This is a genomic window from Planomonospora parontospora (assembly GCA_014647935.1).
Classification (GTDB): Bacteria; Actinomycetota; Actinomycetes; order Streptosporangiales; family Streptosporangiaceae; genus Planomonospora; species Planomonospora parontospora.
On the sequence record BMQD01000004.1, the window covers coordinates 274,555 to 287,999 of the forward strand.

The following is a 13,445-nucleotide window of genomic DNA, read 5'->3' on the forward strand; positions in this document are numbered from 1 at the left end:
AGCCGAGCCGGTGAGCCCGGCCTCCCCGGGATCCGCCTGCGTCACCACCGATGAGAGCCGTCAGGGCACGACGGTGGCGACCGACTCGGTGACCGGCGGCACCAGCGCCCACATGCGGGCGGCGGCCAGCGGCTGGACGGTCAGCGCGAGCCCGTCCTTGATCCGCTCGTCCATCACCCGCGCGCCGTACACCGGGCCCGAGCCGGGCAGCGGGAGCACCACCACCGCGAAGGAGCCGTCCGTCTCGGGCAGCTTGACCTCCTTGACGCGGGAGGCGGCGATGCCCAGCTCGAACGCCTCCGGCGCGTCGCCCGAACGCGGCAGCACCTGGACGCTCACCTTGCCCTCCGCCTCCGGCGCCGCCAGCACCAGCCGGGATCCCCGCTTCCCGTCCGTGCGGTTGTCGGCCACCACGCTGCCCAGGTCGATCGGGGCCGCCCCGGCGGTGAAGGCCACGTCGGGCTTCTTCCCCGTCCCGGTGGCGGCCAGCCCGGCCACGACCGGCGTCTCGGAGGTGAGCACGAGGGCGGCCGGCTGCCCGCCGATCCCGGTGGACAGGTCGACGGAGACGACGGATCCGGCGGGCACGTCGACCAGTTCGCGGCCCTTGAGCGCGTAGGTCCCGTCGGGGGTCAGCACCTTGACCTCGACCAGCGTGTCGACCTCGGCCGGGGAGGCCACCAGCAGCTCGCGCTTCCCGCCTCCGCCGGGGACGCCCGGCACCACGACCCGGGTGGCCGGGGCCGCCGCGGCGGGCAGCCAGTCGACGCCCCGACCGCCGTTCATGATCGCGCGGGCGGCGGCGGTGACCCGCCCGGTGGCGGTGCGCACCTCGACCGCCATGACGAGCGGCGACGGGGCCAGCTCCTTCAGGTCGACCGTACGGCTCCCACCCGGCTCCAGGACGATCGTGCCTCCCGTCCCGCCCGCCACCGGGCCCTCGCCGGAGTAGACCAGGACCTCGACGACGGCCCGGGCGGGATCGGGGTTGGACAGGTACAGCCTGACGTCGGCCGCGGCCGGGCCCGGACCCACCAGCCAGGTGCTCGCGGCCGGCTCCACGCACCGGACCCCGGCCAGGCCCCGCTGCCCGCCGGAGGTCTCCCGGCGCGTCTGCGCCGACTCCAGGCCCGCCGCGCTGCTCCCGGTGGCGGTGACCGTGACGGGACCGCTCCCGGCGGGGACCTCCTGCTGCCAGAGCCTCCCCGGCGTGTCCAGGGTGTCCAGGACCTTGTCCCCGGCGGCCCCGGCGTCCCCGCCGTCCCCGCCTCCGGTCCCCTCGACGGTGATCGTGGCCGTCCCCGGGCCCGCGTCACCGCCGTCCGGCGGCGTGACGACGCCGACCCGGGTGTCCGCCGGGGCGGGGCAGACGGTCGTCACCGAGGAGATCGGCACCCTGCGGGGTTCGGGCGCGGCCGCCGCACCTCCGGCGGCCGTCCGGTCCGGGCGGGTGGCCGCGGCCGTGCCGTACAGTGCCAGCAGCGCCACCAGCACCAGGACGAGGAGACCGAACCGGTTCTCGATCAGGGACTTCACCGGGCCGCCAGCTCCCTCTCCGTCTCGGGCTCGTCCTGCGGGAGCTCCTCCTCGCTCCGCGAGCCGGGCGCCGCCAGGACCGCCACCACGCACACCAGCAGCGCCTGCACCCAGAGCCAGCGGGCGTGCCAGGGGTCGCCGGGCGGGACCGGGGGCATCCCGACCGGCTGGGTCAGCCGCCACACGCCGAGCTCCCGGGACAGGCTCATCCTGGCCAGCGCGGGCTGGGAGTCCAGGGCCCGGCTGATCTCCGGGCTCACCGGGCTGGCCACCACCACGAACCGCACGCCGTGCGCGGCCAGCACCCGGGCGTCGTCGCCCCCCCTGCCGGAGACCAGCCCGGCCGCGGCGACGCTCACCAGGTCACGCGGCCCCTCGGGCGAGGGGATGTCGGCCTCGCCGATCAGCGGCATGCGGCCGCGCAGCACCGTGAAGGTCAGCGCGCCGTCGCGGGAGCGCAGCAGCAGGGTCCGCTCGCCCCCGCCGGAGTTGGCCGCGACCAGCGCGGGCACCGCGTCGCGCGCGTTCCCGCTGATCGGTCCGGGGGTGCCCCGCGCCATCCACATGCCCGCCGCGAGCAGCGGGGTGGAGAACGCGACCGCCACGACCAGCAGCGCGGCGATCCGGCGCAGCCCTCCGGCGGCGCGGAACTCGGCGACCCGGCCCGCGGTGAGGGCCGCCACCACGAGCATGCCCAGGGCCGCGAAGGCCAGCGGCACCCCCGGCCAGGCGGGGGCCTCGGTGCCGCCACCCGGCGAGGTGACCGTGATCCGGCCCGCCAGCACCGCCACCAGGACGCCGAAGAGGGCCACGCCCCAGCCGATCGCGATGACCATCCGGTTGCGGCGCATGAGCAGCGCCGCCAGGCACGCGACGATGAGGCCGGCGGTCACCCAGAACGGCGGCATCCCGGGACCGCCGGGACTGAGCAGGAGCAGGGACTCGGCCGGAAGCGCGGGATCGACCAGCTCGGGCCGGTGGAGCCCGGCCTCCAGCAGGAACCGGCCGGGGTCGGCGACCAGCTGGACCAGCCAGGGCAGCAGCAGCACGACCGGGACGCCGAACGCGACGGCCACCGAGACGCCGAGGCCCCGCCTCGGGAAGGCCAGCACGGCCAGCGCGCCGAGGAGCAGCGTGAGCGGGTAGACGACCGGGGCGAAGGCCGTGCCGACCGCGAGCAGGAGCCCGAGCGCCCAGGCGGCGCGGCGGGCCCGGCGGCCCTCGCCGGAGAGCAGCGTGGTGGCCAGCGCCGCGTAGACGGGCAGCAGGACGAAGACCACGGCCGTGCCGAGCCGCCCGGCGGCGACCGCGCCGGTGGCCACGGGGAGCAGCGCGTAGGAGGAGGCCAGCCAGACGCGGGTCCACCGGCCGGAGACGATCCTGCGGGTCGCCGCGTAGGCGGAGAACCCGGCCAGCGGGACGCAGCCGAGCAGCAGCACGGAGACCGCCAGCCAGGTCTTGCCGAGCAGCACCGACGAGAGCGCGGCCAGCACCGCGACGTACGGCGGGGCCCAGGCGTCGCTGCCCAGCCCCGTCGGGTGGTACCCCTCGGTGTACAGCCGCCACAGGTCGGCGGCCCCGCCGGTCACCGGGACGAGCGCACCGCCGCCCAGCCTGGTGCCGCCGACCAGGCCCCGCTCGGCGATCAGGGTGACCGCCAGCAGCGCCAGGAAGAGCAGCACGCCCGGGTTGCCGAAGACCCGGCGGGTCGCCCCGGCGTCGTCGGTGAGCAGTTCCTCCCCGTCCTCCTGCGCCCGGACGACGGCGTGGTGCCGTCCGGCGGACTCCACCGGACCGCCGGACAGGTAGTTCTGGATCCGGTCCACCAGCCGCCGGTAGCCCGCGCCCGGCGGGGTGAGCAGGCGCTTGACCGCGTTGTAGCGCTGCTTCCTGCCCTTGGCGCGGGCGCGGCGCGCCCGGAGCAGGCGCCAGGGGTGGGCCAGCACCGAGCCGAACGCCACGACCTCGTCCAGCGCGTTGGCGGGCTGCTTGGCCAGCAGGAACATGGCGGCCCGGAAGAGCGATCCGGCCAGGTTGCGCAGCAGGGCCCGGAGCAGCGGCCCCGCCGGCAGGTTCGCCAGGACGACGAAGATGGCGTTGCGGCGGTCCAGCCGCCGGGGGTGGGCGCCGCTGACGGTGATGCGGCGGCGCCGCCGGGAGGCGGCCTCGGCGTGCCAGGCGACCGCGCGGGTGACGTTCTGCACCCGGTGGCCCGCGTTCCTGACCCGCCAGCACAGGTCCAGGTCGTCACGGAAGATCCGCAGGAAGGGGTCGAGCCCGCCCACCTCGTCCCAGACGTCGCGGCGGATGAGCATCCCGGCGGTGGAGACCGAGAGCACGTCCCGGACGCCGTCGTACTGCCCCTGGTCGAACTCCCTGGCCTCCAGGCCGGTGTCCCTGCGGCCCGTCCGGTCGACCGTGACCCCGACCTCCAGCAGGAGCCGCCGGTCCAGCCAGTCGCGGAGCTTGGGGCCGAGCACCCCCGCCTTGGGATCGGCGTCGGCGGCCCGGAGCAGGTGCTCCAGCGCCCGGGCGTCCGGCGCGCAGTCGTCGTGCAGCAGCCAGATCCACTCGTGCCCCCCGGCGGGCTCCAACCTCTTCAGCACCTCGGCCACGGCCTCGCCGAAGCCGGTGGAGCGCGGCAGGGTCAGCACCGCGTTCGATCCGAGGGTCCGGGTCAGCAGGTCGGCGCCGCCGTCGCGGCTGCCGTTGTCCGCCGCGACGATCCGGTCGACCGGCCGGGTCTGCCGGAGCAGCGCGTCGAGGGTCTCCCCCAGCCAGCGGGCTCCGTCGTGGGAGACGACGATCGCGGTGACGGTGTGGGGCGTGCGGGGGGAGTCGGTGATGGACATGCGTCCCGTGGTCCAGGAGTGGGTGATCGGCGGCGACCACGATACGGCACCTTATGTCCGTATATACCGGCGGCACGAAAAAAGGCCACGCGGCCGGCAGCCGCGTGACCTCATCGAGATATCGTCGAGCGCCCCGGAGGGCGCCTTGGATTTCTTCAACGCGTCGGACGTCGTCCCCTCAGACGGCCTGACGCTTCATCCGGCGACGCTCACGCTCGGAGAGCCCGCCCCAGATGCCGAACCGTTCGTCGTGCTCGAGTGCGTACTCCAGACACTCGGCACGCACCTCACAGGAACGGCACACCTTCTTGGCCTCCCGAGTCGATCCCCCCTTCTCCGGGAAGAACGCCTCCGGGTCGGTCTGCGCGCACAGCGCGCGTTCCTGCCAACCAAGCTGCTCTTCAGCGCCGCCGTCCTGTGCGATGACCAGGTCGGCCACTGCACACCTCCTTGCCGCCCGCAATGGAGCCCCCTATGAACGCCTCCCCCTTACCCACCCGGAGGGAGACGTAACAACACGCCTGTAATTACACGCGCGTGGCTGGTGTGGCGTCAAGCGGCATGCCGCTATCCGGGGAAAGACCCGCTCTCCCCGGCTCTGAGGCGTGTGCCTGCGACGATGGCAATTGCCCCCGGCGATCGTGAAGATCGCCTTGGGCCTTCAGTGCTCTCGACGGTCGGAACCGTACCAGGACATGTTCGGCTCCTGACCAGGTCCCGTCCTCTCCCTGTCGAGGTTTTCCTCTCCCGTTGCCTGGCCCGGGCGCTCCGGCGTGTAGATCGCCGTCGGGTCGATGGGCTGGGAGTCCCAGCCCCGGCCCGCCGTACCCGCCTGGTCCCCCGGGCCGGGGGCGTTGAGCGGGTCGTTCCGGTAGGCGCCCGGGTCGAACCTGAGCGTCGCCTCCGCGGGCGCCTCCCACGGCTGGCCCTGGCCCGGCTGCGGGGCCTGCGGCTGGGCCTGCTGCTGGATCGGGGGCGCCTGCGGGGTCTGCGGGTGCCCGAACGGGTCGTCGTATCCGGCGCCCGGCGAGGAGGTGTACTCCGGCACGCGCAGCTGCGGCTCGGTCCCGGAGGACTGCTGGTAGCTCTCCGCCTGCTGGTACGCCTGGGCGATCTGCTGGGAGCGGGGGTCGGCCGGGTCGGGGTACGGCAGGCCCGGGTCGCTCTGCCGGGCGAACTCCGCCCCGGAGTAGCCGGTGAGCGGCTGGCCGTAGTTCTCCGGCGGTTGCGGGAACGCGGATCCCTGCGGCTGCGCGTCGAAGGACAGGCGCGGCCGGCTGTCGGCCGGCGTGTACGGCGCGGGCTGCGACGCGGGGAACGGGTCCTGCGACAGCGGGTGGGACTGCGGCTCGCCCTGCGGCTGGCCGTAGGACTCCCCCTGCTGCCCGTAACCGGACAGCAGCGGGTCGGTCGGCTGCGGCACGTAGTTCGACGGCGAGGAGTCGCCGTACCCCTGGGGCGCGCCCTGCGACTGGGCCGCGTGCCCCTGGACCTGGGCGGACGACTCGTAGCCCGGGGACTGCGCGTGGGTCTCGTAACCCTGGGACTGCGCGGCCGGCTCGTAACCCTGGGACGGGGACTGCGCGGGCGGGAACGGCTCGGCGGGGGCGGCGTAGGCCTGGGCGGGCGGCTCGTAGGAACCCGCCGGAGGCTCGTAGGGCACCGGGGCCTGGGGCTTGACGTCCGCCGCGACGTACGGGCTCGGGGTGTAGGCCTGCGGCTCGGCGTGCTGGGCGGGGACCTGGTCGTAGCCGGGGGACGGAGCCCCGTAGGGCCGGCTCTCCGCGGACGCGCCGTACGGGTTCTCCGGGGCGGTGCCGAACGGGTTCTCCGGGGTCGTGCCGAACGGGTTCTCCGGAGTGGCGCCGTACGGCAGGCCGCTCTCGGCGGACGCCGCGCGGTGCGGGCCCTCGTTCTGGCCGCCGTAGGGCGAGCCCTCGGCCGCCGCTCCGTGCGGCCTGCTCTCCGTGCCGTAGGCGGACGCCTGGCCGGTGTGGCCGTCGCTCCCCTGGGAGGCGTAGCCGTTCTCCTGCTGCGGCGCGGCGTGGGAGCCCTCCTGCGGCGCGTACGCGCTCTCCGGCTGCCGGCCGTACTGGTCGGAGGGGGCGGGCGGGAGCGCCGGGGGGCTCGGCGGGCTGTACTGCGCCTGCGGGGCCGGGGCTTCGGGGAAGGCGTGACCCTGGGCGGGGGTCTCAGGGAAGGCGTGACCCTGGGCGGGGGCCTGGTGCGCGGGGGTCTCGGCGAAGCCGTTCCCCTGGACGGGCGTCTCGAGGTGACCGTGGCCCGGAACGGGAGCGCCCTGCGGCGCCCGGTCCTGCGGCTGGTGGAAGGGGGCCTGCGGCGCGGGCTCGTGCGGCTGGGGGCCCGTGCCGTACGCCGGGGCCGCGCCGTACTCCGCCGGCCGCCCGCCGAAGCCGCCGTCGGGGCGGAACCCCGGGGCGTCCCAGGACTGTACGGGGCGGGCCGCGCCCGCCGGGGCGTTCGCGGCCTTCGGGAGCAGGAAGAGCGCGGCGAGCACGGCCAGCGCGAGCACGGGCACGTTCAGGAGGAGGAACTCCACCTTGCCCATGAAGCCGGTGTCACCGGCGAACACGCCGCCCAGCAGCCCGATGGCGCCGAAGAGGACGGCGAGACCGAGCGTGGCCACGGCCACGTACACCATCGGCTTGAGCCGCGCGGTCGCCGGGCCGGAGCCGCCCGCCAGCAGGACCGCGCCGACGAGCAGGGCGATGGTCACCGGCGAGACGAGCTGCTGGAGGAAGACCGCCGCGCGCAGCGCGAAGGACGACCCGCCGAGCGACGAGCCGAACAGCAGCCGCTCGATGCCGACGAGCACGCTCCCGGACGCCGCGGCGACCATGAGCCACGCGGCAGGCTCCCGGAGCCGGCCCGCATCGACGTTGATCACAATTACCCCCATTAGGGTCCTTGGGTAAACCCGGGCCAAGTTTTACACATGGCCGACTTCAGCGTCGGTGGACCCAGGAAGCTCATGAATCCCACAAGTGTCCCATTACTCGGTATTCACCGCGAATTGAAGCGCGTCGTGAGGGGCCCCGCCGTCCGCCGCCTTCCCCGGGATGATCTATGGAAGCCGCTCCCGTCCTGGTCGTCCGGTGGATCCGGCCCTTCGGACCGGAGCGTCGCGAGCCGGTGGGAGACTGGACGGCATGCGCATCGTGTCCCTCGCCGGCGGCATCGGCGGCGCCCGCTTCCTGCGGGGCCTGCTGGCCGCCGCCCCCGACGCCGAGATCACCGTCATCGGCAACACCGGTGACGACATCACCCTCTACGGCCTGCGGGTCTGCCCCGACCTCGACACCGTGATGTACACCCTGGGCGGCGGCATCGACGAGGAGCAGGGCTGGGGACGGCGGGACGAGTCGCACGTCGTCAAGGAGGAGCTCGCCGCCTACGGCGTCGAGCCGCAGTGGTTCGGCCTGGGCGACCGCGACTTCGCCACCCACATCGTGCGCACGCAGATGCTCGACGCCGGCTACCCCCTCTCGCAGGTCACCGAGGCCCTGTGCGCCCGCTGGAACCCCGGCGTGCGGCTGATCCCGATGAGCGACGACCGGACCGAGACCCACATCGTGATCAACGACGGGCAGGGCCGCCGGGCCGTGCACTTCCAGGAGTGGTGGGTGCGCATGCGCGCCTCCGTCCCGGCCGAGCGCATCCTCCTGGTCGGCGCCGACGAGGCGAAGCCCGCGCCCGGGGTGCTCCAGGCCATCGAGGAGGCCGACGCGGTGATCCTGCCGCCGTCCAACCCGGTGGTCAGCATCGGCACGATCCTGCAGATCAGGGGCATCCGCGAGGCCCTGGAGGGCAAGACCGTCGTCGGCGTCTCCCCCATCGTCGGAGGAGCCCCGGTCCGCGGCATGGCCGACGCCTGCCTGACCGCGATCGGCGTGGAGACGACCGCCCAGGCGGTCCTGGAGCTGTACGGCGCGGCGCTCGTCGACGGCTGGCTGGTCGCCGAGGAGGACGCCGGGGTCCGCCTGGACGGGGTCCGGGTCGAGGCCCGGCCGCTGATCATGCACGACACCGGGTCGGCCGCCGCCATCGCGCGGGCCGCCCTCGACCTCGCCGCCGAGCTCTCCGCCGCGCGGTCGCGACCGGACGGCGGCGCCGACACCGGCACCGGCACCGGCACCGGCGGGGACGCCGGTCTCGGCGACGGCGCCGGGGAGGGGGCCCGATGAGCAGGATCCGGCGCTTCCGGCAGGACGAGACCGAGCCCTCCGAGGTCCGCATCGAGGTCTTCGCGGTCGACGGCATCCCCGAGGTGCGGGAGGGCGACGACGTCGGCGCGCTGATCGCCGCCGCCCGGCCCGACCTGCGCGACGGCGACATCCTCGTGGTCACCTCCAAGATCCTGAGCAAGGCGGAGGGCCGGGTCCGCCGCGGAGCCACCCGCGCCGAGGCCATCCGGGACGAGACCGCCCGGGTCGTGGCCCGCCGCGGCGAGACCGTGATCGCGCAGACCGCGCACGGCTTCGTCATGGCCGCCGCCGGCGTGGACGCCTCCAACACCGAGCCCGGCACCATCGTGCTGCTCCCCGCCGACCCCGACGCCTCCGCCCGGGCCGTGCGCGCGGGCGTCCGGGACCGGCTCGGCGTCTCGGTCGGCGTGGTCGTCTCCGACACCTTCGGCCGCCCCTGGCGCAACGGCCAGACCGACATGGCCGTCGGCGTCGCCGGCGTGCCGCCCATGCTCGACTACCGCGGCCTGTCCGACGACCACGGCAACGCGCTCGAGGTCACCGTGACCGCCATCGCCGACGAGTTCGCGGCCGCCGGCGACCTGGTCAAGGGCAAGCTCGCGCAGACCCCGGTGGCGGTCGTCCGCGGCATGGCCGAGTACACCACCGAGGACGACGGCCCCGGCGTCCGCGAGGTCGTCCGCCAGTCCGAGGACGACATGTTCCGGTACGGCTCGCGCGACGTGGTCTTCGCCCGCCGTACGATCCGGGAGTTCTCCGCCGAGCCGGTCGACGGCGCCAAGGTACGGCGGGCGGTGGAGGCGGCCGTCGCCGCGCCCGCGCCGCACCACACGACGCCGTGGCGGTTCGTGCTGCTGGAGTCGGCGGGGGTGCGGGAGAAGCTGCTCGACGCCATGCGCGAGGCGTGGATCGCCGACCTGCGCGGGGACGGCTTCTCCGAGGAGTCGATCGCCAAGCGGGTCCGCCGCGGCGACGTGCTGCGCAACGCGCCCTACCTGGCCGTGCCCTGCCTGGTGATGGACGGCTCGCACACCTACCGCGACGAGCGCCGCAACGCGGCCGAGCGGGAGATGTTCGTGGTCGCGACCGGTGCCGGGGTGCAGAACTTCCTGGTCCAGCTCGCCGTGGAGGGCCTGGGCTCGGCCTGGGTGTCGTCCACCATGTTCTGCCGCGAGGTGGTCCGCGAGGTGCTCGGCCTGCCCGCGGACTGGGACCCGATGGGCGCCGTCGCCATCGGCCGCCCCGCCGCCCCGCCCCGCGACCGCGACCCCCGCGCCGCCGCGGACTTCACGATCGTGTTGTGAGCCGGCTTCCCCGGAACTCCCGCACAGAAGTGTAAATCGGCTTACGTTGTTTGACGTAAACCGATTTACACTTCCCTGCGGGAGGTCATCGTGGAGAAGCCTGCGAACATCGTCGGCAGAGACCGGCAGTGGCGGACGGTCGAGCGCTTCCTCTTCGAGGGGGGGCAGACCGACGGGCCGCTCCGGCTGGGGCTGGTGTCGGGGCGCCGCCGTACCGGCAAGACCCAGCTGCTGACCGCCGCCTGCGAGGCGGTGGGCGGCTTCTACATCGCGTGTGTGCAGGACGAGGGGGACCGCGCGGCCAGGGCCAGGTTCACCGCCGCGATGACGGAGCACGCCGGGCTGGGAACGGTGCTGAGGGGCGAGCCGGAGTCATGGGACCGGCTGTTGCGAGCCGTCCTGGAGACCGCGGCCCGCACGGCCCCCGCCGGGTCGCCGGGACTCGTCGTCATCGACGAGTTCCCCTACGCGATGGCTCACGCCCCGCAGCTGCCCTCCCTCATCCAGCACCTGTACGACGACTCCCAGAACGGGCGGGCGCCCGGAGGGCGGCTGGTCCTCTGCGGCTCCGCGCTGAGCGTCATGCACAGCCTGCTGTCGGGGACCGAGCCACTGCGGGGACGCGCGATGCTGGACATGCGCCTGTCCGCGCTCGACTACCGCGAGGCGGCACGGCTGTGGGGGATCCGCGAGCCGGATGCGGCGCTGCGGGTGCACGCCTGCGTGGGCGGCATTCCCGGCTACCGCCCCCTCATGGCGAGCGTCCCCACGACGGTGGCGGACTTCGACCACTGGGTCGTGGAGAACCTGCTCGCGGTGGACGTCGGCGTCTTCACCCGGACCGAGGTCGACTACCTCCTGCGGGAGGACCCGAGGATCACCGCCCGCGCCGTTTATTACGACGTCCTCAGCGCGGTCGCGGCCGGCGCGCACACCCCGTCCAAGATCGGTGCGGCCATCGGCAGGGACAACAACGCGGTGCGCTATCCGATCGACGTCCTGGAGTCGGCCGGCTATCTGACGAAGACCCACGACCTGCTCCGTTCGCGGAAACCTGTGATCACCGTCTCCGACCCGGTCATCCGCTTCGACCGCCTGATCACCGCACCGTACCTCGGGCAGCTCCAGCTGGGACGCGCCGAGCAGGTCTGGCGGGCCGCCGCCCCGACCTTCCGGTCCAACATCCTCGGCCCGCATTTCGAGGAGCTCGCCCGCGAATGGGTCCGCCGCTTCGCCCCGGACGAGCTGGGCCGACCCGAAGGCTTGGGCGAAGTCGGATTCGCCAGCGTCCAGGACCACAGCGGCAGAGCGAAGCACGAGATCGACGTGATCGCCCTCGACGGCAGGCGGGTCCGCCTCCTCGGCGAGGCCAAGGCCACCCTCGCCCGCCGGGGCCTTCCCGACCTCGAACGCCTCGACGGCATCCGGGGCCTGCTCGAACGGGAGGGCTACGACACCTCGGAGACCGTCATCGCGCTGTTCTCCACCACGGGCTTCACCTCCGACCTCGAACAGACGGCGGCCACCCGCCCCGACCTCGAACTCGTCGACCTCGACCGGCTGTACCAGGGCACCTCCTGACTTCACCGCTTCGGAGCGACTGATCAACTATGGTGGCCGGCCATGAGGTTCCTCATCGTCGGCGGCAGCGGTCTCCTCGGCGGCGAACTCGTCCGGCGGTTCCTGCGGTGAGGCGTTCACCGGCGATCCCGGCCTTCGGCAGGTGGAACTCGCCGCTGCCGGATCCCTGCCGGGGAGGTCAGGCCTTGCGGCAGGTGGGGTGGCAGAGGCGGCGGGCGAGGGCGGAGAGGAAGACGTCGATGATCTCGCCGGGCTCCCGGGCGACGTGCAGCGAGCCGTTGGTGATCGAGGCGACCTGGTCGAGGGTGGCCCGGTCGAGGTCGTCGCCGAAGGCCAGCACGACGACCTGGACGGGGTACTGCGGGTCCCACTCCTCGCGCAGCTTCTCGGCCAGCTCCCCGCCGGAGATCCCCCTGCCGTCGTCCTTGCCCGCGGTGATGACCAGGAGCGTGTTGTTCATGCCCTCGTCGTAGGCCCCGGTCAGCTCGCGGAACCCGGCCAGGATCGAGTCGTGCAGGGAGCTGTCCCGCTTCGCGTCGGCGCGCAGGGTCCGGGTGAGCTCCTCCAGGCGGCTGCGCCGGACGACCTGCCCGTCCTCGGCCTCGGTGATCGGGCCGAGTCCCACCCGCTCGCGGTGGTCGCCGCCCGCGCCCTTGGCGTCGGCGAACTCCCACATGCCCATGTGGGTCGAGTTCGGGAAGAGCTGCAGGCCCAGCCGGGCGGCGTCGAGGGCGACCGTCAGCTTGGTCCGCCCCTTGTCCCCCCTGATCGGCTCGGCCATGTGCCGGGAGGCGTCGGCCAGGACCAGGATGTTGGTCGGCGGGGCCAGCCTGCTCCACGCCTCCAGCGCCTCGTCGATCACCGCGGGCACGATGGTCGGGCGGGTGCGGGGCGCCGCGGTGGGGATCTCGGGGCCGGGCGCGTAGGGACCCAGGCTGCCGTCGGCCGAGCGGAAGCCTGCCCGCCGTACCGCGTCCTGGGTCTCCGGGGCGCGGAGCCAGGAGGCGAAGGCCCGGGAGCCGGCCGCCTTGGCCGGGTCGCCGGAGGTGACCACGTAGGGGTAGTCCAGGTTGATCGTCCCCTCGCGCGGGTGGAGCGCGACCAGCGGATCGGCGGAGGGCCGCTGGTTGTGCTCCCAGACCGACTGCTCCGGGACGATCACCACGGGCCGCTTCCAGAAGGAGCGCTCGTCGATCGCGTCGAGCATGCTGCGGTAGTCGGGCGCCGCCCCGGCCTGGGCCCACCGGACGAACGCGGTGAGCGCCCGGTCCGCCTCGGCACCGGTGCCCACCACGTCCCGGGCCGCGGCCACGGTGGCGATGCCGGCCCCGGCGAGCGACGGGTCGGGGACGCGGACCACGTCGGGCTCGTTCTCGGTGGGCTGGACGCGGCCCCGGGTGGTCGGCGGGAAGACCATCCGCCAGTTCATCTCCGTCCTGCCGACCGCGAACCGCTTCGCCAGCGAGGTCCGGGTGGCGAAGACCAGGGGCGAGGTGGCCATCACGGTCTCGGTGCCCGCCAGGTCGGCCGCGCCCTGCTTGCGGGCCAGCCGGATCCAGGCGGAGGAGTCGGAGATCCAGCCGTCGGGGCGGGCGGCGAGCACGCCCGCGGTGTCCCCGATCAGGGTCCGCAGCACGGTGGCCGGGGGCCGCTCGGTCACCTGCACCAGCACGCACCGGCCGTCGGCCTCGGTCCTGCTCGCGTTGAACCGCCCGGCCGCCTCCATCACGGTGGGGGCGATGTCCACCGCGGCGGCGACGTCCACCAGGACCGGCTCGCCGGAGCAGTCCGCACCGATCCGGTCCGTGATCACCACCACGGCTCCGGCGGCGGCGACCGCCAGGGCCACCGCGGCGAGTGAAACACGTGTCAGCGCCTGATGCCGGCGTCTCTCGGCGCCGGCGGCCACGCGATGTCGACCGGAGGAGGGCACGCTGGGACCTCTC

General features: G+C 74.3%; 8 protein-coding genes. 3 read left to right on the top strand and 5 right to left on the bottom strand.

Annotation, left to right across the window (positions count from 1 at the left end):
* Positions 1-60: 60 nt before the first annotated feature.
* The 4 genes from IEZ07_RS08760 to IEZ07_RS08775 form a co-directional block, all read right to left on the bottom strand.
* A complete protein-coding gene (locus IEZ07_RS08760; RefSeq protein ID WP_191894274.1) occupies positions 61-1,536 on the bottom strand; it encodes a DUF5719 family protein in 1,476 nt (491 codons plus the stop codon).
* Positions 1,533-4,388: a glycosyltransferase family 2 protein gene (locus IEZ07_RS08765; RefSeq protein WP_191894275.1), complete on the bottom strand. Its 2,856-nt coding sequence runs from the start codon at positions 4,386-4,388 to the stop codon at positions 1,533-1,535. The genes IEZ07_RS08760 and IEZ07_RS08765 overlap by 4 nt, the downstream gene beginning before the upstream one ends.
* Positions 4,389-4,566: 178 nt before the next feature.
* Positions 4,567-4,827: a WhiB family transcriptional regulator gene (locus IEZ07_RS08770; RefSeq protein ID WP_068894552.1), complete on the bottom strand. Its 261-nt coding sequence runs from the start codon at positions 4,825-4,827 to the stop codon at positions 4,567-4,569.
* Positions 4,828-5,049: 222 nt separating this feature from the next.
* Complete coding sequence (locus tag IEZ07_RS08775) at positions 5,050-7,308, bottom strand: hypothetical protein (protein WP_191894276.1); 2,259 nt, start codon at positions 7,306-7,308, stop codon at positions 5,050-5,052.
* 250 nt (positions 7,309-7,558) lie between these two features.
* Here IEZ07_RS08775 and cofD point away from each other — a divergent pair, with 250 nt between their 5' ends.
* The 3 genes from cofD (at position 7,559) to IEZ07_RS08790 (ending at position 11,499) form a co-directional block, all read left to right on the top strand.
* Positions 7,559-8,593 (top strand): 2-phospho-L-lactate transferase, encoded by a 1,035-nt coding sequence (gene cofD / locus IEZ07_RS08780; protein ID WP_191894277.1) that lies wholly within the window; start codon positions 7,559-7,561, stop codon positions 8,591-8,593.
* Positions 8,590-9,918, top strand: a complete 1,329-nt coding sequence (locus IEZ07_RS08785) for a coenzyme F420-0:L-glutamate ligase (protein ID WP_191894278.1) — start codon at positions 8,590-8,592, stop codon at positions 9,916-9,918. Before cofD ends, IEZ07_RS08785 begins: the two co-directional genes overlap by 4 nt.
* A gap of 90 nt (positions 9,919-10,008) precedes the next feature.
* The gene (locus IEZ07_RS08790) at positions 10,009-11,499 is read left to right on the top strand and encodes an ATP-binding protein (RefSeq protein WP_204054316.1); all 1,491 of its coding nucleotides are present in this window, start codon (positions 10,009-10,011) and stop codon (positions 11,497-11,499) included.
* 178 nt (positions 11,500-11,677) lie between these two features.
* Here the strand turns inward: IEZ07_RS08790 and IEZ07_RS08795 are convergent, their stop codons facing one another.
* The gene (locus IEZ07_RS08795) at positions 11,678-13,348 is read right to left on the bottom strand and encodes a substrate-binding and VWA domain-containing protein (protein ID WP_239319713.1); all 1,671 of its coding nucleotides are present in this window, start codon (positions 13,346-13,348) and stop codon (positions 11,678-11,680) included.
* Positions 13,349-13,445 lie beyond the last annotated feature (97 nt).